The 23,753-nt window shown below is 36.5% G+C and carries 21 protein-coding genes; 4 read left to right on the forward strand and 17 right to left on the reverse strand.

Annotated elements, in window-relative coordinates; all coding sequences use genetic code 11:
- Positions 1 to 5: 5 nt before the first annotated feature.
- From rfbA to PLANO_RS11565, 5 genes are all read right to left on the reverse strand, one after another.
- Positions 6 to 896: a glucose-1-phosphate thymidylyltransferase RfbA gene (gene rfbA, locus PLANO_RS11545; protein WP_038704598.1), complete on the reverse strand. Its 891-nt coding sequence runs from the start codon at positions 894 to 896 to the stop codon at positions 6 to 8.
- Positions 893 to 2,065: a DegT/DnrJ/EryC1/StrS family aminotransferase gene (locus PLANO_RS11550; RefSeq protein WP_038704599.1), complete on the reverse strand. Its 1,173-nt coding sequence runs from the start codon at positions 2,063 to 2,065 to the stop codon at positions 893 to 895. The genes rfbA and PLANO_RS11550 overlap by 4 nt, the downstream gene beginning before the upstream one ends.
- Positions 2,066 to 2,101: 36 nt before the next feature.
- A complete protein-coding gene (locus tag PLANO_RS11555) occupies positions 2,102 to 3,580 on the reverse strand; it encodes a lipopolysaccharide biosynthesis protein (RefSeq protein ID WP_038704600.1) in 1,479 nt (492 codons plus the stop codon).
- Between the two features lie 506 nt (positions 3,581 to 4,086).
- Positions 4,087 to 4,998 (reverse strand): glycosyltransferase family 2 protein, encoded by a 912-nt coding sequence (locus PLANO_RS11560; protein WP_038704601.1) that lies wholly within the window; start codon positions 4,996 to 4,998, stop codon positions 4,087 to 4,089.
- A gap of 198 nt (positions 4,999 to 5,196) precedes the next feature.
- Positions 5,197 to 6,321, reverse strand: a complete 1,125-nt coding sequence (locus tag PLANO_RS11565) for a right-handed parallel beta-helix repeat-containing protein (RefSeq protein WP_038704602.1) — start codon at positions 6,319 to 6,321, stop codon at positions 5,197 to 5,199.
- Between the two features lie 351 nt (positions 6,322 to 6,672).
- Between PLANO_RS11565 and PLANO_RS11570 the strand changes: the two genes are divergently transcribed.
- Positions 6,673 to 7,662 carry a GNAT family N-acetyltransferase gene (locus PLANO_RS11570; RefSeq protein ID WP_038704603.1) on the forward strand — a complete coding sequence of 330 codons (990 nt, stop codon included), beginning with the start codon at positions 6,673 to 6,675 and terminating at the stop codon, positions 7,660 to 7,662.
- A 34-nt stretch (positions 7,663 to 7,696) separates the two neighbouring features.
- On the opposite strand, the gene galE is transcribed toward PLANO_RS11570, so the two are convergent.
- The 5 genes from galE to PLANO_RS11595 all read right to left on the reverse strand — a co-directional run bounded on the left by galE (position 7,697) and on the right by PLANO_RS11595 (position 12,112).
- Positions 7,697 to 8,662: a UDP-glucose 4-epimerase GalE gene (galE, locus tag PLANO_RS11575; RefSeq protein ID WP_038704604.1), complete on the reverse strand. Its 966-nt coding sequence runs from the start codon at positions 8,660 to 8,662 to the stop codon at positions 7,697 to 7,699.
- A 262-nt stretch (positions 8,663 to 8,924) separates the two neighbouring features.
- On the reverse strand, positions 8,925 to 10,052 hold the full coding sequence (locus PLANO_RS11580) for a right-handed parallel beta-helix repeat-containing protein (RefSeq protein WP_038704605.1): 1,128 nt from the start codon (positions 10,050 to 10,052) through the stop codon (positions 8,925 to 8,927).
- A gap of 132 nt (positions 10,053 to 10,184) precedes the next feature.
- Positions 10,185 to 10,418 carry a hypothetical protein gene (locus PLANO_RS11585; protein ID WP_038704606.1) on the reverse strand — a complete coding sequence of 78 codons (234 nt, stop codon included), beginning with the start codon at positions 10,416 to 10,418 and terminating at the stop codon, positions 10,185 to 10,187.
- A 187-nt stretch (positions 10,419 to 10,605) separates the two neighbouring features.
- A complete protein-coding gene (locus PLANO_RS11590) occupies positions 10,606 to 11,085 on the reverse strand; it encodes a VanZ family protein (protein ID WP_038704607.1) in 480 nt (159 codons plus the stop codon).
- 154 nt (positions 11,086 to 11,239) lie between these two features.
- A complete protein-coding gene (locus PLANO_RS11595; RefSeq protein WP_331429107.1) occupies positions 11,240 to 12,112 on the reverse strand; it encodes a peptidoglycan bridge formation glycyltransferase FemA/FemB family protein in 873 nt (290 codons plus the stop codon).
- A 618-nt stretch (positions 12,113 to 12,730) separates the two neighbouring features.
- Here PLANO_RS11595 and PLANO_RS11600 point away from each other — a divergent pair.
- Positions 12,731 to 13,579: a polysaccharide deacetylase family protein gene (locus PLANO_RS11600; RefSeq protein WP_231554721.1), complete on the forward strand. Its 849-nt coding sequence runs from the start codon at positions 12,731 to 12,733 to the stop codon at positions 13,577 to 13,579.
- Positions 13,580 to 13,617: 38 nt separating this feature from the next.
- On the opposite strand, the gene galU is transcribed toward PLANO_RS11600, so the two are convergent.
- On the reverse strand, positions 13,618 to 14,499 hold the full coding sequence (galU, locus tag PLANO_RS11605; RefSeq protein WP_038704610.1) for a UTP--glucose-1-phosphate uridylyltransferase GalU: 882 nt from the start codon (positions 14,497 to 14,499) through the stop codon (positions 13,618 to 13,620).
- A 285-nt stretch (positions 14,500 to 14,784) separates the two neighbouring features.
- On the opposite strand from galU, the gene PLANO_RS11610 reads away from it, so the two are divergent.
- Positions 14,785 to 17,169, forward strand: a complete 2,385-nt coding sequence (locus tag PLANO_RS11610; RefSeq protein WP_331429108.1) for an EAL domain-containing protein — start codon at positions 14,785 to 14,787, stop codon at positions 17,167 to 17,169.
- A gap of 45 nt (positions 17,170 to 17,214) precedes the next feature.
- On the opposite strand, the gene PLANO_RS11615 is transcribed toward PLANO_RS11610, so the two are convergent.
- Together PLANO_RS11615 and PLANO_RS11620 are read right to left on the reverse strand one after the other, a co-directional pair.
- Entirely contained in the window at positions 17,215 to 18,408 is a 1,194-nt protein-coding gene (locus PLANO_RS11615; RefSeq protein ID WP_038704611.1) for a cation:proton antiporter, read from the reverse strand.
- A 141-nt stretch (positions 18,409 to 18,549) separates the two neighbouring features.
- Entirely contained in the window at positions 18,550 to 18,921 is a 372-nt protein-coding gene (locus tag PLANO_RS11620; protein WP_038704612.1) for a helix-turn-helix domain-containing protein, read from the reverse strand.
- A gap of 193 nt (positions 18,922 to 19,114) precedes the next feature.
- Here PLANO_RS11620 and PLANO_RS11625 point away from each other — a divergent pair, with 193 nt between their 5' ends.
- The gene (locus PLANO_RS11625; protein ID WP_038704613.1) at positions 19,115 to 19,876 is read left to right on the forward strand and encodes an SGNH/GDSL hydrolase family protein; all 762 of its coding nucleotides are present in this window, start codon (positions 19,115 to 19,117) and stop codon (positions 19,874 to 19,876) included.
- Between the two features lie 44 nt (positions 19,877 to 19,920).
- On the opposite strand, the gene PLANO_RS11630 is transcribed toward PLANO_RS11625, so the two are convergent.
- From PLANO_RS11630 to PLANO_RS11645, 4 genes are all read right to left on the reverse strand, one after another.
- Complete coding sequence (locus PLANO_RS11630) at positions 19,921 to 20,940, reverse strand: N(5)-(carboxyethyl)ornithine synthase (protein WP_081976655.1); 1,020 nt, start codon at positions 20,938 to 20,940, stop codon at positions 19,921 to 19,923.
- A gap of 260 nt (positions 20,941 to 21,200) precedes the next feature.
- Positions 21,201 to 22,166 carry a hypothetical protein gene (locus tag PLANO_RS11635; protein ID WP_038704615.1) on the reverse strand — a complete coding sequence of 322 codons (966 nt, stop codon included), beginning with the start codon at positions 22,164 to 22,166 and terminating at the stop codon, positions 21,201 to 21,203.
- 130 nt (positions 22,167 to 22,296) lie between these two features.
- The gene (locus tag PLANO_RS11640) at positions 22,297 to 22,590 is read right to left on the reverse strand and encodes a hypothetical protein (RefSeq protein ID WP_038704616.1); all 294 of its coding nucleotides are present in this window, start codon (positions 22,588 to 22,590) and stop codon (positions 22,297 to 22,299) included.
- Positions 22,591 to 22,969: 379 nt separating this feature from the next.
- Positions 22,970 to 23,752, reverse strand: coding sequence for an ABC transporter ATP-binding protein (locus PLANO_RS11645; RefSeq protein WP_038705446.1), 783 nt, complete (start codon positions 23,750 to 23,752; stop codon positions 22,970 to 22,972).
- Position 23,753 lies beyond the last annotated feature (1 nt).

Consider the following 23,753-nt stretch of genomic DNA (forward strand, 5'->3'; position numbering starts at 1 on the left):
CTCCTTTACGATTTATTCGGGGAAAGTGATCTTTCACAAGCAATGTCCAACAAGTACTTGCCATATTCGGTTTTCTTCAATGACTGCGCCAAGTCAATCAAATCTGATTGACTAATATAGCCTTTTCGGTATGCTATTTCTTCAAGGCAAGCTACATATAAACCTTGTCTCTTTTGAATCGCTTCTACAAAATTTGATGCTTCTAGCAGCGCCTCATGTGTTCCTGTATCGAGCCACGCAAGCCCACGGCCCATGATATTCACATGTAATTCTCCGCGTTTTAAATATTCGTTGATAATGGAAGTGATTTCTTTTTCCCCACGCTCTGAAGGTGTTACTTGTTTAGCAATTTCTACCACTTGATTGTCGAAGAAATACAGTCCCGGAATCGCATAGGAAGATTTCGGTTTTTCCGGCTTTTCTTCTATAGAAACAATATTTAAATCATCATCGACTTCAACCACTCCGTAAGCTCTTGGATCTGCCACGTGACACCCAAAAATAATGCTGCCTTTTGTGAGTTCTGCCGACTCAGTCAAACGACTACCAAAATCTGAGCCGTAAAAAACATTGTCACCAAGAACAAGAGCAACTGATGAATCTCCGATAAAACTCTCTCCTATGGTAAAAGCTTCGGCCAATCCATTTGGTTCTTCTTGAATCGCATATTCCAACTTGATACCCAGCTTTTGTCCATTTCCGAGCAAACTTAAAAATCCAGAAATGTCTCTTGGCGTTGAAATAATCAGTACTTCTTTTACACCCGCAAGCATTAACACAGATAATGGATAATAGATCATTGGCTTGTCATACACAGGCAGCATTTGCTTTGAAATTGATTTTGTCAACGGGTAAAGACGTGTTCCCGTTCCACCAGCTAATATAATCCCTTTCATCCTAGCTCCCTCATTTCTTGTAACTGAAATAAATTGATATGCTTTACATAAAGGTCTTCGATAATATCACAAATTTCATGAACAGATTCGATTGGTAATTCACCGTAATAAGGCATTGCTAACACTTGTTGAACAGCTTTTCGAGCTACCGGTAAGTTTTCAGGTTGCGCTGATGCTAAATCGCTATACCATTCAAAATCACTGCAAAGTGGATAAAAATATTTTCTTGCGAATACGTTATGCTTTTGAAGTTCCTGATGAACCATATCTCTCGAAAGACCAAACTTTTCTTCATCAATTTCAATCACAAAGTATTGGTAGCTGCTAGACTCTCCTTCAAGTGTTGTTAATACGCGAATTCCTTCAATAACGGCTAAGTTTTCTTCATAAACATGTTTTACCTTATGACGCTTATCTCGTTCATCTTCCACTACTTTAAGTACTTCCAATCCGACTCCTGCTTGAATTTCATTCATTTTGGCATTTAATCCGGACAATGCGACCTCTTCAGTGTTTACTATTCCGAAATTCCGTAATAACCCTAATTGTTTATCTAATGCTTCGTCGTGATAAGTTAACGCTCCACCTTCGACTGTATTGAATAGCTTTGTTGCATGAAAACTAAACATCGTCATATCACCAAAACTACTAATTGGGGTACCGTTTACTTTTGCACCAAAAGCATGAGCTGCATCATAAACGACTTTCAACTTATATTTGTCAGCAATTGCTTGAATTTTTTCAACTTCACACGGATTACCAAATACATGAACACCCAAAATTGCGCTCGTTTTGTCAGTAATTAAAGCTTCGATTTTATTAGCGTCCATATTAAATGTGACTGGATCTATATCACAAAATACAGGTGTTAAATTGTTCCAATCTAACGCTTGTACAGTGGCTGGAAATGTAAATGGCGTTGTAATTACTTCACCTGTTAGCTTTAAAGCTTTCAGTCCAAGCAATAATGCCAATGTGCCGTTAGAAAACATCGACATATGATCTACTTCCAGATAGGCTTTTAGTTTCTCACTCAATTCGTCATGTTGCGCGCCAAAGTTTGTTAGTTGTTTACTTTTCCAAACTGCATTCATTCTGTCTGTAACCGCATCAATATTCGGCAATAAAGGTCTTGTTACATAAATGGGTTGTTCGAAAGCTTTTGCCATTCTATTCCCTCCCGTATTAAGCATCTTTTCTAGTCGCTACCCCGCCTTAGCGGGAATTATCTTTTTTATTGCGGGTATTATTAAATCGTAGACAGTATCAAATTCTTTAATTTTCAGCAGTTTAGAAACCGCAATGTATAGAATTGCCCCAATTCCGATCTGTAGAATTAACGTTCCGAGAGCGGAAAAAGGAAGAAGCTTTTCGATGCCATAAACTATAGCTCCCATTCCTAAAGAAATGGCGTAAATTGGTAACAAATCACGAATTTGCTCTTTAACGCCATACGATATTTCTCGTCCCGAAAAATAAATATTGATAAACAAAGACAAATGCGAATCTAAAACCATCGTGGCCACTAATATGGTAATGCTCCAATCCATCCAGATGACAAGTACAATCAGGATTGTCGGAATGATTGTTTTAATAATTTCCAAGTACAGAAATAAGTCCGACCGTCCTTTTACTTGCAAAATATTTAAGTTTAATGCATGAATCGGATACAGCATGCTAGCAATACACAGTAGTTGGAAATAAGGTACCATTGGCAACCACTTCGCCCCAAAAATCAAATAGATTAATGGTTCTGCAACAGCCGCCAATCCAACCATAAGTGGAAAGATTAAAAATCCTGAAAGTTTAATGACTTTCTTGAAACTTTGTTTTAAACGCTCTTCTTGATCTTGAATTTCACTTAGTACAGGATAAGTTACTCGTTGTATTGTCGCTGTTAAAGACTGCGTGGCTACATCACTAAATTTTGATGCATTTGTGAAGTACCCAAGAGCTCCAGCTGAATACTGCTTCCCAATAATCAAGAAGTAAATATTGTTATAAGTTGTATCAATCAACCCCGACACAAGCAGCTTCCAACCAAATCCAAACAAACGCTTAAACGAGAGAATACTAAAAGTAAGAGATGGTAGCCATCTTCTATAAAATACGAGTAATAATGCCTGGATTAGATTCATACCTAACATGCGAATCACAAGACTCCATACTCCATAACCTGATACAGCCATTGCAACTGCTATAACTCCAGACAAAATACTCGCTGCCATGTTAACTTTTGCTTGAACTTTAAAATTCACTTCTTTAGTAAACATGGCTCTAGGTATAATCGAAAATGCGTTAATAATGACACCTAATGCAAGCACTCGAATAATAGACGTTAACTGTGCTTGATCAAAGAAATTACTGATTAACGGTGCCGATAAAAACAGCACGCCATATATTAAAATCGATACAGCCAAGTTAAAGTAGAAAACTGTTGAATAATCGGTTTGATTTGCTTTTTGATCTCGGATTAATGCTTGTGTAAAGCCACTGTCAACAAGAGAATTGGAAAGTGCTACAAACACTAAAATCATTCCGATTAATCCAAAGGCTTCAGGAGTCAATAATCGAGCAAGAATAATCTGGATAACAAACTGGATGCCTTGGTTGCCCAGCATGTCTCCAAAGCTCCACAACAGTCCACTAATCGTTTTTTTCTTTAATGAGTTTTCCTGTTTCATAAGCCTTCTCCTAACTCTATACGATAAAAATAGAAAGTTCAGAAATATTAGAATACCGCATATATACCTAATTGAGTAGGTATATCAAATCTAATTTAAGATTTATAAAGCTCAAATCCGTTCCAAACATATTACTTTGTGCTTAATTCTTGTACTTGATAATCATTCTAACACAATATATGTCTTAAATGACAGATAATTTAGATTAATTTTTATTTTTTATTTTGCAAATTATTCCACTCTTTTTATTTCCAACATCATTTCGACTAATATTTGAATAAATTTCTAAGGAAGACTCTTCATTTTACTGTTATATCTTTACTATTTTTTAGAATCGTTCATTTTTAATTCTATTAAGCTGTTTGAAAAATATACTAAATAAGGAGGTCTACATCCAACTATGTATTTTCTTCTGTTCCAACAATCCAAATAAAAAAACAGTTTCAAGTAGCTATTGTTACTAGCTACAGAAACTGTCTTTTTAACCATATAATCACGAGGATATTTTATATAGTAATGCGCTTAAAGATCCGCTTAAAAAATTCGGGCTTTACATAAAACTGTCGGTACCCTTTTTTCATTGTTTCTTTAATTTTTAGTTGTTTTAATAACAAGTAAAAACGATTTCTTTTTTTTGTACGACTAATTACATTATCGTATTTAAAATTAGTATAAGCATTTACTTCATCAAGTAAATTTGCAATATCTTGAAGATGTTTTTTCTTAGCAGAGATGTCTGAGAGATAGACATCTGTCCATGAGCCTTCAACTTCTACTCGATATGCAGCCATATTCCGTTCCATGTAAAATATCGTTCCACTTAACGCGCCTAATATTACCATTGGGTAATCACCGATTGTAGCGTTCAAGTAAAACTCTGGCATCCCAGGAATTTTTTTACGTGAATACATAATCGAATTGGTAGCGAACAACTCTCCACCACCTTCTATTACTTCTTCGACTGAAAAAATTTTATCTCTTCGACTAGGTCTAACAGTATCCACCCTTTTTTTTGTTATAGCAGAAACTTTTTCAGCAGCATGCACACACATACTACACTCCGGATGTGCTTCCATATAATCTACTTGTTTTTGTAGTTTTTCCGGATCGGTCCAGTAATCATCACCTTCACAAACGGCGATGTACTTGCCTAATCCACGTTCACTATTGTACACCTCGAAAGGGATATCTTGTGAATATTGGTTTATTGTTTGATAGATGGGTTTGATGATATCCGGATACTTTTGTTCATAAGTTCTAATGATGTCAGCTGTTCGGTCAGTAGATGCATCGTCATGAACTAAAATCTCATAAGCGAAATCTGTTTTCTGCATTAGCATGCTGTCTAACGCTTCCGCTATAAATTTTTCATGATTATAACTATTACATTCAATACTCACCATTATCCGGTTCAGCATAAATCACAGACTCCTCTACAATTAAATAATTTCTTGTCATCCGATTAAATAAAAGACTAGAATACTACACCCAAATTTAATTGAGTAGAATGGCGATAAATTTCCTATACCTATCGTATCTTAGCATAAAAATACATTAAAAATAGATTATTCAGATAAAAATTAACTAAATTTACAAATATATTAAATTTTGTTTTATCATTCGTCTTTAACGATAAAATTTTCTCGTTGATATTTTACTCGTAACTCCTCATCGCGCAAAATCAAATTATTTTCTTCCACAGTATTCCCTTGGACAATATGGCCCTCACCGACATTAATATAAATTCCGCGTTCCGAGCTTTCTCTTGGACTGATGGCTAAATTGTTAAGGATACTAATTTTTTGACTCGGTGTCATCAAGTTTTTTCCACCGTCTCCCGGCCTTACAGCAATATTGAATTCATTGTTATAAACGACATTGCCTTTAATGATATTGTTTTCTGCTCCATTTTTAATGTCGATTCCGTAATAGAAACCACTCACCATGTTTTTTTCAATTATGCTGCCTTTTTCACTTTCTACGGTAATCCCCTGCTGATCAGTATAGCCTGGACGATCTTCAGTCACCATACACCCTTTTACTAAATTATGTTTTCCTTTACCAAATAAAGAAAGGTGACCATCCCCTGAGTTTCGAACAACACAAGATTCAATCGTGTTGTAGTCTGAAGCAAAATTAATAATGCCCGAACCATAATTAGATTCGGTTATTACATTTCGGATGATGTTGTTATTAGCATGATGTAAATGAATTCCTTGAGAATAGTTTTTTGTATACAGATTTTCAATCGAGCTTTCCTGACTATTTTGAAGCAGAATAGCAATACTTGAAGTTAATGCTCCCTTTTCAGGCAATTTATCCCCCATTAAAAAACCGCCTTTTAAATGGACATCGGCCGTAGCCGTAATCCAAAACACGCCATACTCATCTAATGATTCGGTTTTAAAAATCGCATTGTCCATATAAATAGTCATTGGCTTTGATATTTTTAAAGCAAAATAACTATCACCATATCCAGTGCTCGCTTTTAGATTAGGGTTTTTTGTCACTTTATAAATGCCAGGTGGGATGTGTAATTCTCCACCTATTGGCGTTTCATCAATAGCTTGCTGAATCGCTTGCGTATCATTAGTCACTCCATCACCTTCTGCTCCGAATTGTATTTTGTCGTTAGTCTTTTCATTTGCTAAGAATGAATGTTGTCCTATTATTAAAATAGCGATAAGCCCATAAATTCCTAATCCATAAAGCAGAAAGCGAATAGTTTTTTTGTAGGTCATCGACAACTCTCCTTTAACCTATCGATCAATTCGTAAAATGTGTAAGTGGAAGTTAATTTTAGTATAAGCCAAATTTTCTTTAAATGCACATTTTTCTGAATACTTGTTTTTTAAAAATACCCATTTTCTACCTCATTCTTTCCTACTTTCAAACGAATCCCTCATTTTTACTCGAATAAAAAGGTTTTACCCCCTCGCAATCACCTATAATGTCCGTTATACTTACCTTATAAAATTATTTTTTGAAAATTTAGTTATATTTAAGTTGTAATTCATATTTACTAAATGCATTAGTAAATAAAAAAGAATATTTAATACGCTGAAAAACTATTCGGAAATGAGGTTTTACTTTTGAGAGATGTATTTTTCGAGAAAGATTATGTCGAACTGTATGAGGAAATCGAAGGCGGGAACTGTGAGGTTTTCGAATTCGAGCACGCTTTAGGTACAGTTTATCACCAGTTTATTAAACGAGAGATTCCAGTCTCTATAGAAGGGGGACCTTATTTTGATCTTCTGACTCCTTATGGTTACGGGGGTCCCGTTATAACTGAGCTAAAAGATAAGGCGCGTAAAGATGAGTTAGTCAATCTTTTCTGCCAAGCATTCCAAGACTATTGCTTAGAACAAAAAATAGTTAGTGAGTTTGTTCGCTTTCACCCGCTTGTTGATAATGCTCAAGATTTCGAGTCTTGCTATACCGTTTTATTTAGGCGACACACAACCGGCATCACATTAAAAGGATTTGAAGATCCCATACAAGAAGAGTTTTCAGGCTCAACTCGCAAAAGAATACGCAAAGCATTAAGAGATGGTGTGACTTATCGAATCACAGAAAACCCATCTAACTTAGATCATTTTCAAGAGATCTATCTTACAACCATGGAACGAGTTGGCGCTGAAGCCTTTTACTTGTTTGACGATACGTACTTCTCTAAAATGATTGAGAATTTAGGCAAACAAATCATATTAGTTGAAGCGATTTACGACTCACAAGTGATTGGGGCAGAACTTCATTTCCACACTGGTCCATTTGTTCACACTCACCTTTCAGGCACTATTGAAGGCGATATCAATCATTTATCACCTGTCTATGTCATGACCTATGCGATTGTACTATGGGCTAAAGAACACGGGGTTGAATACATTCACTCTGGCGGTGGCGTTAATCCAGGTCCTGATGATTCATTGTATTTATTTAAAAAAAGATTTGGCAAAAATACAGAATTCGATTATTATGTTGGCAATAAAATCTGGAACCAAGAAATTTATGACAAATTGAATATAGCTACACAAGCAAAACCAGAAACCGAACTTTTTCCAGCCTATCGCTGGTCATAAAAATGGGAAGCAGAAAATTCTGCTTCCCATTTTTCTATTTTGAATGCCATGCCCAAGCACTAGAAATGATTGCGTCCAAATCATAGGCCGGAGTCCATCCTAATTCGCTACTGATTTTATTGGATGAAGCCACTAATGCAGCTGGATCGCCAGCTCGTCTAGGTGCATATTCGATTATCGCTCGTTTACCGGATATTTGCTGGCACGTCTCAATAATTTCTTTTACGGAATACCCTGCTCCGTTACCAAGATTATAGGTTTGATTGGCAATTTTTCCAGACGCCATACCTTCATACGATAAAATATGTGCATGCGCTAAGTCAGTCACATGGATATAATCACGGACGCATGTTCCGTCAGCTGTCTCATAATCTGTTCCAAATACAGAAATTTTGTCACGTTGACCAAGAAGATGTTGCAATACTATAGGGATTAAATGCGATTCAGGATCATGGCTTTCACCAATTTCACCAGACTCATGCGCGCCTGCTGCATTAAAATAACGCAAGACAACGTATTGGAAATCTTGCACATTTGCCAAATCAGCTAAAACTTGTTCAATCATCAACTTTGAACGACCGTATGGATTGATTGGATTTGTTAAGGTTTCTTCAGTAATCATGTTTGTATCCGGGATACCATATGTTGCCGCTGTAGAAGAAAAGATAAATCGCTTTACACCATGCTCAATCATTTTTTCTAATAGCACCAAGGTTGCACTCACATTGTTTTTGTAATACTTTAGAGGGTTCTCCACTGATTCCCCCACTAAACTATTTGCCGCAAAATGAAAAACAGCATCGATTTTATGGGTGGTAAAAATTTCATCTAAAATTGTTGGATCGCCCAAGTCTCCTTTAACAAAGCTGGCTTTTTGATCGATTAATTTTTCAAAACCTGTCGTCAAATTATCCAGCACTACAACGTCGTATGTATTTACCAATTCTTTGACCGTGTGGCTGCCAATATACCCTGCGCCTCCGCAAACCAAAATTGCCATCTGATGTTGACCTCCTTTAAGCTATTCTATTTCCAATTATACCATTTAGAGGTGTAGTTGATTTGAAAAAATTGTCGACCGCACCTCTTTTCTCTCTAACCGCACCACGTACAGCTTTAAGCGCACCTCAACGTGCAGGAACCGCACCTCAAACCATTTTTTCCACACCCCAACATGTTAAAACCGCACCTGAGCAAAATAAAACACGCTTCTAGGAACCCATGACGAGTTCTAGCAAGAAGCGTGTTTCACAAATCAACCTTTAATGATCGTCTTCTCCGACAAAATAGTTTTGACTTTCATAAATCTCCATGTCTTTGTCAGGAAGAATTAAATTATCAAAGTTTAACGTATTCCCGATTACCACATGGCCACTTCCTGCACCTACATAAATACCATAGGAAGATTTATCGCGTGGATCGATAACCATATTGTTTAATATTTGCGTATTATAGCTTGGCAATTCGAGGTTTTCCCCACCATCTCCACCACGTACTGCTATATTGTATTCATTATTAAAAGCAATATTCGATTCGATGATATTCGATTTCGAATCGTTTTTAATATCAATCCCATAATAAAAACCACTCACTGTGTTATTTTCGATCAAACTGCTTGTTTCACCTTCTACGGTGATGCCTTGCTGATCGTCAAATCCAGGACGATCTTCAGTCACAAGACAATTGACTACATGATTATCTTTACCGCCACCGTATAAGGACAGATGTCCATCGCCAGAATTTCGTACAACGCACGAATCAATGAGGTTATCGTCTGAATCAAAATTAATAATCCCTGATCCATAATTAAACTCGGAAGTAACATTTTTTACAACATTATGATTCGAATGATTAAGGTGTACACCTTGTGAGTAATTTTTCAAATAAGTATCTTCAATTGAACTATCACTTGTGTATAAAAACAATATACCTATATGCGATGTTAATGAACCATCTTCCGGCAAACGTTCTCCCATTAAAAATCCACCTTTAAGATGAACATCGCTTGTTTTATCAACCCAAAATACACCATACTCATCGTCCGTATCTGTCTTAAATATTGCTTCTTCCATTAAAATAGTAATTGGTTTTGATATTTTTAAGGCAAAATAACTATCTCCATAACCAGTAGTTGCCTTAAGGTCTGGATTTTTACTTAATTTATAGACACCAGGAGGGATTTCTAACGTACCACCAGCCGGAGTATCATCTATAGATTTTTGAAGTTCCACTGTTTTATCTTCTACTTCATCTAAACTCGCACTATAGCTCTCTGGTCCATTTTGTTCTTCTTCATTCTGTGTCATCTTTTCCATGATTAAAAATAAGTAACTAAACCCAGCCATGCCTAATAAAACAATAAAAAGAAACCCGATAGTTTTCGCTTTCATTTATGACACCTCCTGTAGCGAATATTCGTTTCTCTTCTATCATACATAGTTCTATATAAAAACGACAGCTTATTGTCCGATAATTCAGATAACTATTAAAAATAGGTTAATAAGGACTAAAAAAGACATCCGTCAGATTTGCTCTGATGGATGTCTTGCTGTATTTCCTTTATGTGATTGTCGCTGTTCAGTTGATTCCGTACTTGATCTTACTACCGGCACTGAGTCAGCACCCGAGTTTTCACTGCGTGCTAACAACTCTTCACGGTGGCTGTGGGTAGCTTCTTCACGCTTCGAACTTGCTTTTCCTAAAGAGAAAAGAACAGTCATTCCAAACACAAAGCCGCCTGTTAATAAAGCCCACATACATTCCACCTCTTTTTAAGTAAATTAATAACTATCATGATTGCACTTCTCCTTACAATTGCCATTAATCTTTCTGATTCAACCTATTTTACGCTTAATTTTAATCAAATGATAGATTCTTATGTACCAGTAATTCGAATATGGATAAGACTTTAAAACCAAATTAAACCTATATTTTGTTATTAATCTATTTAAAATTTCTTTTTATTGTCTTTTCTTTCTGAAAAACCAATAAATTACCAATTAAAGTGTAAATTACTACACTTAATCCAACACCTGCGCTATCAATCAACACATCTCGAACTTCACCGCTACGTCCCTCAATAAACAATTGATGAACTTCATCCGTTACAGCAAACAATACACTCAAACCAAAACCGAATATTAATCGTTTAACTCCACGATACCCGCTACTTCTCCATGCATTTAAGCTCAACAAACCTAATAAAAAATAAGCGAAAAAATGAGCGTTTTTCCGTATAAAAGTATGAAAACTTTCAATATCAATATTTAATTGAGGAGCTATCCCTTCAATTAACTCGAGCAATGCTGCGACAATACCTGAACTTAATTGACTAGAAGCTGATCCTGGTTGATGAGAAAGATAAAAAATGACAGCCATCCAGGAAAATACAGCTATCCAAGAAACATATTTGTATACCTTCATACGACAAATCCTTTACTTAAAAATCATTTTCTTCAATACGATTGATTATACCACTCACTTGAAAAAGCCGTCTAAGAGAGAATTATGCAAATAAAAAAGAAGTCGCTTTAAAAGCAAACTTCTCTCATGAACACTCGATTTCTAATAAATAAAGTTACTCTTTCACTAATTTTAAAGGCGCTGAACGATAGGCTGGAAAAGAAGCGTGTTCTTTATCGACACCGACACTGTCGCATAACAGGTCGTATACTTTTTGATTCCAAACTTTATAACTTACATAAAACGAAAACTCGGTATTTTTTCCAAATTGTTTTTTGAAAAGATACAAAGGATCATCTGGCTTACCCGTTAAACCTCCACCTTCATGGATAAGCTCCATTCCGTGTTCTTTTCCCCATAATACTAAAGCATATCGCATAACAAAAGCCGACGACAAATCTTGATATTCCTGTAACGTTCCAGACAAATGAATATGAATAAACTTCCCATAAGCAAAGTTTAATCCACTCGCAATTATTTTTCCTTCATATACCACTTCTACAACTACAATACTCGGACCAAAAGATTTTAGGAGCCCATCGAAATATGCATCATCGAAATAGTAAACAGATGCCGCACCTCTTCTGTTCATCGTTTCGTAATATAGGTGTTTAAATTCTTTTAAATCTGGTGGATTAACAATTACACGATACTCAACACCCGCTTTTAACGCTTTTTGAACACTTTTCTGTTTTGATCTAGAGAATTCGGATTTAATGGGATCGTCAAAATCTTTCAAGTTTGTTCCTGTCGTATACCGACGGAATGTCAATTCATAACAGCTTTCAAAGTCTTGTGCGTTTGTAAACAATGGATGAAAACGCACAAACTCGCTAATAATATTCTCTTGTAGACAATATTCTTCAAATGCATGATGAAAAGCTGCAACAAGTTCTGCTTTAGCCCCCTCCTTACAGTCACTAATGCGTGGGCCTCCATATCCGTATGGAGTTGTAATATCGTAGAAAGCTTCTTCTCTCAGATCCATAGAGATAACTCTCCTTATGAACATATGGTCGACTCTTCCAAATGGATGTTGAAATTTAAACACCTCGCAAACCCCTTTTTCAATCTGTTCATATAAACGACCGTAGTCTTTTTCAAAATAGATATCCTTCAATTCGAAGATGCCTCCCCATACTTGATTTTTATTTCAATTTACTTAGTTGTAAATTCCCATTCCCTTACAAATAAAACTCTATTAACGTTCATTCTAGCACAAAAGAATTAGTAATACTTAAATAATTAGAATATTTAGATTTATTATCTTTGATTCTGTAAAACGTCTTTTTAAAGTGATTTAAAAGAATTAACTATATTTCTCAAATACCTATTAAATACCCATTTTTCTGTTGACATTATACATATATTAACTGATACTCACTTTATATGACTATTTTTTACAGAAAGGTTTTGTTGTACATATGCAAAAAAATAACGAGAAATGAAAAGCTCCAAATTTGTTTTAAGTATGTTGTTTCTAATTAGTATATGCGTTCTACTTTCGATAACAAAAGCAGAAGCAAATTATGCAGATAGTGATTTTGACAAATCCGAACTACTAACTACCACAGAAGTTTCATCATCTATTCTTATGAGTACGCCGATGCGTTTTATTTTAGAGTACTACGGGTTTAAAATGGGATGGATTGAAGATTCCACCAGCCCACCTAAAGTGTTAGCAGCAGTAACTGACAATCAAGCTGTAGATATTCCTGTGTTGATGTATCATATTTTAATACCAGGTCGAAATGACTCGATTAGTGTAGATCCTGTCCGTTTTAAAGAACAAATGCTTGCTCTAAAGTTATCTGGCTACACGACGATTACAGAACAACAATTGCTCGCTCACCTAGAAAACGATGTACAGCTACCAGAAAAACCAATATTAATTACATTTGACGACGGTTATATGAGTAATTACACAATAGCTTTTCCCATACTAAAAGAACTGAACATGAAAGCGAGTGTTTATGTCATTGCTAGTCGTATTTTTGAAACCAATGGAGTTACTCCTGGCGAATACGAAAAGTTCTCCTGGCAACAAGCTAGAGAAATGGTCGGAACAATAAGCATTCAAAGTCATACGTGGGATTCTCATTCTAAAAAACCCGACTCTCACTATCAAAGTCGAGGATTGATTACAACCCGATTGTTTAAAGAAAACAAACTAGAAACACAGCAAGAGTTTGAAGAACGTACGTTTAAGGATTTATTTACAGCTAAAAATACCATTGAAGAAAATGTCGGTACCGAAGTTATTGCAATTAGCTATCCCTATGGCGAATATACGGATGATACAATCCGTTTAGCAAAAAAAGCAGGCTACAAAATGGCTTTCACCATAAATAGCGGGACTAATGACCGAAATTCATCTTTATTTAAATTAAAACGATTTACCGCTGACGGTATGTATTCAGGTCAGGAATTGATCCAACTAATCGAATCCAAATAAAAAGCAGTGACCAAGAAATTAATGGTCACTGCTTTTCGTTAATTTTTATCAATATAAGATTCTTTTAACTTGTCATCAAACAACTGTAATAAACGCTCTCGCAATTCAGGACGTTTTAAAGCAAATTCAATCGTCGTCTCAATAAAGCCAAATTTCTCACCCACATCAAAGCGGCGTCCATCAAATTCGTAAGCATAAACTTCTTGAACTTCATTGAGTTTTTGGATAGCATCGGTCAATTGAATTTCGCCACCGGCACCAAGTTCATGTTGTCCAAGATACTCAAAAATTTCAGGAGTTAAAATGTAACGCCCCATGATCGCATAATTTGAAGGTGCGGTTCCTGGTGAAGGTTTCTCAACAAAATTATCAACTTTGATCAATTTTCCGTCGATTGAAATCGGATTGATAATACCATATCGATGGGTCTCATCTTCTGGAACTTGTTTTACGCCGATGACACTTTTACCGGTCGACTCGTTTTGTTTCATTAATTGTGCTAAGCAAGGCTCTTCGTTTTCTACAATATCATCGCCCAATAAGACGGCAAAAGGTTCATTACCGATAAAGCGGCGCGCCGACCAAATTGCATGCCCAAGACCAAGTGGTTCTTTTTGACGAATATAATGAATTTCCACATTCGAAGTTTCTAAGACAGAATCTAGCATATCTGTCTTTCCTTTTTTCAACAAATTATCTTCTAATTCGAAAGCATGGTCAAAATGATCTTCGATGGCACGTTTACCTTTACCGGTAACAATAATAATATCTTCAATACCCGAAGCAATCGCTTCTTCAACTATGTACTGGATTGTCGGCTTATCAACGATGGGCAACATTTCTTTTGGCATAGCTTTTGTTGCTGGAAGAAATCGTGTTCCAAGACCTGCAGCAGGAATTATTGCTTTTTTCACGCGCATCTTTTCACCTTCTCATCCTTATTTATTAGCTTTCTATTGTTTAATAATAACATTTTCCTATTATAAAGCTAATACGAATTAAATCACCTTCTCAAATTGACTCAAAGGAAAAGCTTATACCACTTATTCTAAATAACTATTAACAATTTCCTATAAATAGTTAAAACTATTTACATATGTGTTAAAATAAATACATCAAATGTCCCTAGTTATTTTTTTCTCGTTATATTTTTTTATTAATCTGCATCATTTTACTCTATATGATCCAAAGGAAGTGCGAACTAGTTGAATTTTTTACCATTATCCTATGACTCTGGATTAATCGTCCTTTCGATGATTGTTGTTTTTTGCTCTACTTTTATAACATTAAATATTAGTCACACCTTGTTTAACGCAGTTGGCACAGCAAAGATTAAATGGATCTTACTAGGCGCGTTTGTTATGGGTCTTGGTATTTGGTCTATGCACTTTATTGGCATGCTAGCTGTTCATACGCCAGTAACAGTGACTTATAGTTTTCCACTTGTAATCACGTCAATTTTCCCAGCTTTGTTTGCAAGTGCGCTAGCTTTTTCTATCGTAAGTAAGGTACAAATTCGTAAAGTACAAATACTCGTTGGAACTATTCTTATAACATCGGGCTTTATCGCCATGCATTATATCGGGATAACCTCAATGCAGACACAAGCAATGATGCAGTATAATTTCTCGCTATTGGGAATCTCTGCGACAATTGCACTCATTTCTTCAGTTCTGATCATGTACTTTTTATTGAATGTAAGAAATCATAAAGGCTTTTATTGGATGAAGACAGCTGGAGCTATCCTTATAGCAATCGCTATTTCAAGTATGCACTATATTGGCATGGCTGCTGTACAGTTTAAAACGCCTAATTCCTCTATTTCAACAACATTTTATTCGCTTAACAATCATTATGTAGCGTACATAGTAGGAATCATCATGGTGTTAATTTTACTTGTAGCAATACTTAGTTTGTATGGTGACAATAAAGTGAAATTACTAGCCGAGGAATACAATCGTCAATTTGATTCTCTCATTGAAACTGCGACAGACGGTATTGTTGTAACAAATGATAAAGGAATTATTACACAATGGAATTACGGCGCTGAGACACTTTTCGGCTATCAAAAAAGCGAAATTATGAACCAACATGTTCAGACGATTTTACCAGATGCTCAACCTTCATCCTGTCGGAAAGAGCTTGCTTCCATGGTTGGTAAAATTCGTGAATTCAAAGGTTTTAAAAAAGACGGAAACCATTTTCCAGTTGAGTTATCGACAGGGTATTGGGAAACTCCGCGAGGCGATTATCACAGTTTTATTATCCGAGACATTACTAGCAGAAAAAATAACGAAGAAAAAATTAGTAACTTAGTTTACTTGGACTCGCTGACAGGTTTACCAAATCGTCGTTTGTATAATAATCGACTCGAATCTACAATTGACCAAGCAATTAATAACAATACAGTTCTCTCAGTCTTGTATTTAGACCTTGATCAATTCAAGCTTGTAAATGATATGTATGGGCATCAAACCGGTGATCAGCTATTAAAAGAAGTGTCTCAGCGGATTATATCGTGTATGGATAAAGCGGATACATTAGCAAGACTCGGTGGCGATGAATTTATATTGTTGCTACCAAATAGCAATTACACAAAAGCAGAAGCTCTTGCTCGAAATATTTTAGACGTGCTTAATCATGCTTTTTTACTAAAAAACGAAGAAGTGTTTATTACACCGTCAATCGGTGCCAGCTTGTTCCCCACAGATGGTACCGATTCTGAAACTTTGATTAAAAATGCTGATATTGCGATGTATCGTGTAAAAGAAGAAGGGAAAAACAATTTCCAGTTTTTCACTTCTGAAATGAATGACCTTATTTCTCGCAAATCTAAAATCGCCATTAGTATTCGTAAAGGCTTAGAGCTTGGTGAATTCTCGGTTCACTATCAGCCACAAATCGATATTGAAACAGAAAAAATTATTGGCGTAGAAGCATTGGTTCGATGGAATCATGCCAAACTAGGACCGATATCGCCTGGTGAATTTATTCCAATTGCAGAAGAAAATGGCATGATTTTGCATATCGGCGAGTTTGTTCTTCGCACCGCTTGCCAACAAACGAAAGATTGGCAAGACGCTGGCGTTGAACATTTCCGAGTTGCCGTTAACATTTCAGCGAAACAATTTTCGCAAGGTAATATTTCAGAAGTCATTACTTCCGCTTTAGAAGACGCCAATTTAGCACCTGAGTATCTTGAACTCGAATTAACCGAAAGCATGATTCAAGGAGCTACGTCTGCTATTTCTAAAATGCAGGATTTAAAAGCAATGGGCATCCATTTATCGATAGATGATTTTGGTACGGGGTATTCATCTTTAAGCTATTTAAAGCTATTCCCAATTGATAGCTTGAAAATTGATCAGTATTTCACGCGCAATATTAACAAAGATCCAAAAGATGCAGCATTAGTCGATACCATCATTCAAATGGCGCGTAATTTAGGTTTAAACGTCATCGCAGAAGGTGTAGAAACGATCGAGCAACTGACATATTTAAAAGCAAAGCGCTGTCATCAAGCGCAAGGCTATTATTTCCAAAAACCCTTATTGCCTGAAAAAATTAAGGAACTGTATATGAAAATTTAATGTAAATAGCCCATACCTAGAAGTTTTACTTCTGGTATGGGCTATTTATTTGCTCTCTAGTAATTTCGCTAAAGGATGAATGCCAAGACTTTGAATGATTAATGACAATATCACTACAGAAAAGCTGAGCGCAATGAGTTCACTCGCCGCATCACCACCGGCCATTGCTCCAAGTTGCAATAGTAAAAACACAGACATAGAACCTCGAATACCCGACCATGAAATGAGCAATGCTTTTTTCCAAATTGCATGATGTTTCTTTCCTGCTAATAATTTAAAACTACTTCCTACTACAACGAATCGAACGGCAATACTCGCAAACAATATCAATGCTGCCAGCAGCCAATTTTCCAGTGACAAGTATTTTGTCGCTTCGATGCCAATTAATAAAAAGAGTAATGCTAGCAATGAAGGTTCGACAACACTCCAAAACCCCGATAATGACTCGCGGTAATGATCTTCTTTATTGGTATGAGAAAACTCCCACGACAACATGACCCCTGCAAAAACAGTTGCGAGAACACCTGAAAACCCGACACTCTCAGCCAGTTGAAATACGCCGTAAGCGAGGACAATACTGAGCATGACTTGATAGTCTTTATGGTGTGTAAAGTGAACTGCTTTACTTAAAAGCCAACCGACAGCAATACCAAGAATCGCGCCGCCTAAAGAAACATAAAGAAACTCACCTAATGCAGCAAATACATCGAGCGATTCGGATTGTAAATAAATCGCTGATAATACACTAAACAACACAATGCTCGTTCCGTCATTAATCATCGATTCTCCGTCCACAATGTCTGCTATGTTTTGATCAGGTGAAGATTTTTTTAAAATCGCTACAACAGAAGCTGGATCGGTCGGTGCCAAAATTGCTGCGACAACAAAAGCACCTGCAAGAGAAATCGAAAAAAACCAACCCCCTATCCAATAAACAGTCAGCCCTACAAGGACAACCGTTAGACCGAGCCCAATAGTACTCAGTAGTCCAATAATGCCCGCATTTTTTCGTAAAGCTTTTGCTGAAAATTGATACGCAGAAACAAATAGTAAGCCCGGTAAAAAAACATCATAAATTAAGGTCTCTGTAACCGTTATGCCTGTAAAGTATGGGATAAAAGATAAACCGATACCAATTAACACGAGTACGACCGGTACTGGGAAATTTTCTTGTTTTTTATCGATGGTAAACACTAAATAACCAATGCACAATAAGATGGTCACGAGTCCGACTGACAAAAAATCTCCTCCAAGCGTAAAACATATCTAAGCTTTAAAATTCTTGTAAAACAAAGTCATCAAACAAAACAACCGGACCATTCATTATTAGCGGTCCAGTTGTTACTCTATTACAAGAATAGTTTATAAAAACTTCTTTACTTATTCTGCCCTTTGTTCTTCTTGTAGCATACCATCTTCTCTTAAACGGCGTTTAACTTGTAAGTAAGATTTCATCTCTTCCAACTCTTCTCCGCTTAAAGGATGATCATCTACTACGAAATTAACCGAATTTAAATCTGCTAGTTGTATAGAGTCAAGTATGTTTGCGTGTTGATTGCGTTCTAATAAAAAGTCTACAGTAACGTTAAAATAATCCGCCAGCAATTTTAAATGAGATACGCTCACTTGCTTTTTGCCACTTTCATAACCCCAAATTACCGACTTGGCAATTCCTAATTCTGCCGCTAGCTCATCTGTACTCACTTGTCGCTCTTCTCTCAAGTTTTTTATTTGCTTACCTATTTTATCCATTTAATCGCCTCCTTCGTATTTAAAGCGGTTATAGTTACTATATTACCTATCTGTTGATAGGTTTCAAACTACAAGATAGGCTCTTCTAATGAATTAGAAGCTTAATACCTATAAGTATTCTGAAATTTCAACTAATTTAAGTTTGTTTTGTGGTAATATTGAATTAATGAAGAATGGAAAGGTGGGTATTAAGATGTTAAAAAAATTGATCTATCTATTAATAATCGCCCTCATATTTATTGTCGTTTCAGGAGAACGAAACTTAAACAACATTCAATTAGGAGAAGAAAATACCTTTCTTACTCAAAAAGCCGAATCGCAAACCTTAAGTGGTAGTTTTTCAGAAAAGCTGAAATCTGGTAAGCCTGTGAAAATCGTATTTTTGGGAGACTATGTAACATCTGCCGATTCGCTACCTGATGGTAGTTTAAATCATATCGCTCTGCTAGAGGATTGGTTTGATGAAGACTATCCTGATCAAGTAACAACGATTAATGCCGGCATGAATGCCAATACCACTGCTCATATGAAAGAACGAATCGAAAAAGATGTGATTCGTCACAAACCTGATTTAGTCGTAATTTCAGCCGGTTTAAATGATGCATTAGGTGCTTGGAAAATTCCAGTAAAAGAGTACACGACCAATTATCAAGCAATTGTCGATACAATCGTTGCTTCAGCTGATAGCGAAGTGCTAATTCGCACGCCCAATCCAACGACTTCCCCTGAAGAAAACATGATTATGGGACCATATATGAATGCTAGTCGTAAACTGGCTGAACAAGACGAGGTTTATTTATTTGATTTTTATCAAGTGATGGCAGCCGATGTACATTCCAGAAACATTTCTCAACTAGATTTGATGCAAAACAAATTGCTTCCAAACATTAAAGGTCAAGCTTACCTGGCAGAACAATTTAAAACTTATTTGACTTCAGAATTGATTAAACCATAAAAAAAGCGTCTCTCGATCAATTGATCGAGAGACGCTTTTGGTATTTACTTTACTAATAGATTTCTTGCTTCTCTAAACTCTTTAATGTGATGATCAAGGATATGACCGTTCTCGATGACTACAGAATTACGAATCATGTCCGTCCAATTGCCTTCTACAAAATGATCAACCATTGGCGAAAATCCTTCGCTTAAAACTTTAGTCACCGTGTGCGGGAACATTGCAGGCGTGTTGTCTACAGTGTAATGGATAATGCCATCTACTGTATAAACAGGATCATCGATTGTTGATGGACGTGACGTCTCAATTTCCATGTTCGGGTCACAACTTACATCTATAATCATCGCGCCTTTTTTCAAGCGTTTTAAATCTTCTTTGTAGATGATGCGGTCTGTTCGGGTCGTATCCCACATCACACAGTTTACAAGTACATCGTAATTATGCATATTTTTCATGAATAACGACTCTAATTTACGTCCGTAAACATCCACATCTGCACCTAGGCCGTGAAGAATACGAAGTACACCTTTTGTAGTGTGACCGTTTCCAAGAACCGCCACTTTTGTTTCATACGGCATTTTTCCAGTATATTGATACGCTTGTAAAACGGCAGCTTCACCAGCAACTTCACGGTTGCGGTAAAAGATATAACGACCATCTTCGAACATTTCTTCCCAAGCTACGACAGTATGATCACCTGCAAGAACCGAATCAGTAAATGCGATATCTTGAACTGCGTGAGCCCACCCGATCAATAATTTACCAGGTGTCAATTGATCGAAATAATCTGCGTTGCCTAACTTTACATCAACAATTGCATCACATTTCAACACTTCATCGCGCGACACGAATTGTGCACCAGACACTTCATATTCTGCATCTGCATAACCAAGTGCTTCGCCATAGCCCACTTCAAAAAACAATTGTTCAATGTTTTTGATATTCGGCATATCCTTTGGCAAAAGCGCTCTTCTTTTTTCATTGTTTTTATGACTAATTACAAATCCTATCGTGTGAATAATAAAACCTCCAAGTAATGAAATAATGTAACGCCTGGTCCGCATATAATAGGCATGTCCTAGAACAGTGACCGCACAACATTCACTAATTGTCTTCGCACGCCTCTTCCGAAAAGCTGACCTACTCTGAATCATACCATATTTCGGAAGCATTATAAGTACTTTGTAATATGGATCTAAAATAAATATAATACAAGCTCATAGATGTATTATTATTTTATTGTCGCCACAAAGAATCTTGCACAAATTAATGAAATAAAAAATTCCCAAAACCTGATTGGTTGTGGGAAGGGTGATAATTAAGTTTACGGATTTAATACTATTTGCTCTTTTTTTAGCATTTTCACTAAGTAAGCCATATCTTCAATGGTATAGCGCTGATCACAAGGCAATGGCAAAATATTGGCAGCGTATTGATATTCAATGCTATTTTCTGGGCAATCTTTGAGAACGTTTGGCCATAATAGCGGAATATAAATTTTTTCTTCAGCTAATTTTTTGCGGATATTTGTCCCGTCTTCTACCAACAATGGATATGCAAAAGCTCCGTCTGGAATTGTTACTGGCAAAGGATTTTCTGCAGCAAGCTGCTCATTTAAAAAAGCATAATTTTCATTGCGTATTTGGCGTGCGCGCTCGTAATCTACTGCACCCATTATATTGCTTGTCAATTTCGACATAGTTCGGAGAGGCACCTCAGAAAGACTATCGTTAATAGCAATAAAATCGCTATAATAATCACTAGCATTTCCTTCCGCACGACCAAGTACATGCACCATACGATCTTTTGAAACATCTTGCTCGAGTTCTTCAGAGAGGACGGCATCGGTCGTTAAATACGCTCCGTCTGGAACCCCAAAAAACTTGCGACAAGAATAAATAGTATCCACGTCTTCAACTGGTTCTTGAAAGAATGCTTGGCTATGATCTAAAATCAACTGGTTGTATCGCTCTTTTAACGCTCGTGTTTTTTCTTCCGTAATTTGGCCATATAAATTTACGACATATAAGTACTCACCTTGCTTTAACTGCTTGTCAAAAATTGGATGGAACTGTGAATCTACATAATAGTATTCGTATTGGTATCCATGATTATCTAGCAATATACTGATACAGTCACATAAATAATAAGGAATGTGAATTTTTTTAATTTGACGTGCTTTTAATAAATACAACAATGCGTTACTGCCGCTATTAAGGGCAAGTAAATCACCGTAAAACTCTTTTCGAATCAATTCTTCTAAACCAAAATATCCACCTATTTCTTTCATATTGGATCCCCCTTCCACCACGTACATTTTGGTTACCTGTATTTATGCTGCCTTCCGTATCTCAAGCAACGATTTCTGAATCCCATCATAATTCTCCTCACCTTATCGCCATTAAATCGTGCCTCGCAAATTACCCTCGGTATAATAGGAAATATCCCGGCATTTTAATGCCGTCGTTTTGACGCTTTGCTTCGACCAATTGAGCAGAAGCTTGCTGATTATGAATTTTTTTCCCCATTAACAGTTCGAGCGGTTCATCTTTTGTGAAGTTTCGCTTAAAGCAGTAGAGATTCTCATTGGGAGCACCCCCAAGTTGAACTTCCTTCTGGCCATGCTCTACTGCCAAGCGGCAAAGCTCGTATATGATGGGACTATTACCCGACAGGATGTGGGTCGCTAAAACCATAAGGTGTGATAATATCATAATATCGTTTTCCCTCTACCTGTACTGGAGTTGGACAAACGATAAATTGATAATAAATACGGCCCAATTCATTGTTTTTTCAAAAAGATGCACTTTACCATCTTGCTCTTTCGTTCCGAAAAACTGCCTCAATTCTGGCAATAAGTAAATATCTGGCAATAAAGACTCCGTACTCTTCTATCCCTTAGAAAACCTCTTTTTTAATGAAAATTCTTCCAGTAATCCACTCTATTTATCTAGTTATTTCGGAATCTGTATTCATTTTACCATTCTATTGACTAATTATACAGATAATTGTGAAAACTTTTTTAACATATATATTAAAAAACGCTACCTCATTTGGTAGCGTCTTTGAAGAGAGAATTTCATTTTGTTCACATTACAGAGCTTTTTTCGACAACAATGGTCGCTCATTATTCCAAACAATTGTTACTGGCATGCCGAAAAACTTAGAAAGCTGCTCGCTGTTGATTAATTTTTCTGTATCCCCAGCCGCAAAAACTTTTCCATCTTTTAGCAACAAGGTTTTATTAAACTCGGGCAAAATTTCTTCAATATGATGCGTGACATAAATAATTGTTGGTCCGCCTGGCTTTTCAGCTATAATGGCAATCGATTCAAGCAGTTCTTCGCGGGCAATAAAGTCGAGTCCTGATGTGGGTTCATCCAGAATGAGTAATGCCGGGTCTGCCATTAATGCGCGTCCTATTAACACGCGTTGTTTTTCGCCTTGCGACAAAGTATGGTAGTTCCGATTGGCGTATTCAAGACAACCAAGTTCGCGAAGAATCTCAACGCCTTTTTGATCAATTTCTTCAGTAGTTTCTTGATGCAAACCGAGAGAAGCATAAGCTCCGCTCAATACCACTTCATATGCATTGTCCTGCGGCGGCAGTTTTTGCTGAATTGATGACGACACAAAACCAATTTGGCTTCGTAGCTTCTCCGCTAAATATGTTTTGCCAAACTCCATGCCGAGTACCGTTACCTTTCCTGTTGTCGGGAAAAAGTAAGCATTGATCAAACTGAGCAACGAGGTTTTTCCCGCTCCGTTCAAGCCGTACAATACCCAATGCTCTCCTTTTCGAACTTGCCAATCGACGCCGTCTAGTAACATTTTGTCGTCTCTTCTACGTGTAACACCTTCAAGTTCTAAAATCATT

It is taken from the genome of Planococcus sp. PAMC 21323, from assembly GCF_000785555.1.
Classification (GTDB): domain Bacteria; phylum Bacillota; class Bacilli; order Bacillales_A; family Planococcaceae; genus Planococcus.

Bases quoted from the DNA above. Each gene is read 5' to 3' on its own strand.
- rfbA (WP_038704598.1), bottom strand. From the start codon at position 896: ATGAAAGGGATTATATTAGCTGGTGGAACGGGAACACGTCTTTACCCG.
- PLANO_RS11550 (WP_038704599.1), bottom strand. From the start codon at position 2,065: ATGGCAAAAGCTTTCGAACAACCCATTTATGTAACAAGACCTTTATTG.
- PLANO_RS11555 (WP_038704600.1), bottom strand. From the start codon at position 3,580: ATGAAACAGGAAAACTCATTAAAGAAAAAAACGATTAGTGGACTGTTG.
- PLANO_RS11560 (WP_038704601.1), bottom strand. From the start codon at position 4,998: ATGCTGAACCGGATAATGGTGAGTATTGAATGTAATAGTTATAATCAT.
- PLANO_RS11565 (WP_038704602.1), bottom strand. From the start codon at position 6,321: ATGACCTACAAAAAAACTATTCGCTTTCTGCTTTATGGATTAGGAATT.
- galE (WP_038704604.1), bottom strand. From the start codon at position 8,662: ATGGCAATTTTGGTTTGCGGAGGCGCAGGGTATATTGGCAGCCACACG.
- PLANO_RS11580 (WP_038704605.1), bottom strand. From the start codon at position 10,052: ATGAAAGCGAAAACTATCGGGTTTCTTTTTATTGTTTTATTAGGCATG.
- PLANO_RS11585 (WP_038704606.1), bottom strand. From the start codon at position 10,418: ATGTGGGCTTTATTAACAGGCGGCTTTGTGTTTGGAATGACTGTTCTT.
- PLANO_RS11590 (WP_038704607.1), bottom strand. From the start codon at position 11,085: ATGAAGGTATACAAATATGTTTCTTGGATAGCTGTATTTTCCTGGATG.
- PLANO_RS11595 (WP_331429107.1), bottom strand. From the start codon at position 12,112: ATGGATCTGAGAGAAGAAGCTTTCTACGATATTACAACTCCATACGGA.
- PLANO_RS11600 (WP_231554721.1), top strand. From the start codon at position 12,731: ATGCGTTTTATTTTAGAGTACTACGGGTTTAAAATGGGATGGATTGAA.
- galU (WP_038704610.1), bottom strand. From the start codon at position 14,499: ATGCGCGTGAAAAAAGCAATAATTCCTGCTGCAGGTCTTGGAACACGA.
- PLANO_RS11620 (WP_038704612.1), bottom strand. From the start codon at position 18,921: ATGGATAAAATAGGTAAGCAAATAAAAAACTTGAGAGAAGAGCGACAA.
- PLANO_RS11625 (WP_038704613.1), top strand. From the start codon at position 19,115: ATGTTAAAAAAATTGATCTATCTATTAATAATCGCCCTCATATTTATT.
- PLANO_RS11630 (WP_081976655.1), bottom strand. From the start codon at position 20,940: ATGCGGACCAGGCGTTACATTATTTCATTACTTGGAGGTTTTATTATT.
- PLANO_RS11635 (WP_038704615.1), bottom strand. From the start codon at position 22,166: ATGAAAGAAATAGGTGGATATTTTGGTTTAGAAGAATTGATTCGAAAA.
- PLANO_RS11640 (WP_038704616.1), bottom strand. From the start codon at position 22,590: ATGATATTATCACACCTTATGGTTTTAGCGACCCACATCCTGTCGGGT.
- PLANO_RS11645 (WP_038705446.1), bottom strand. From the start codon at position 23,752: ATGATTTTAGAACTTGAAGGTGTTACACGTAGAAGAGACGACAAAATG.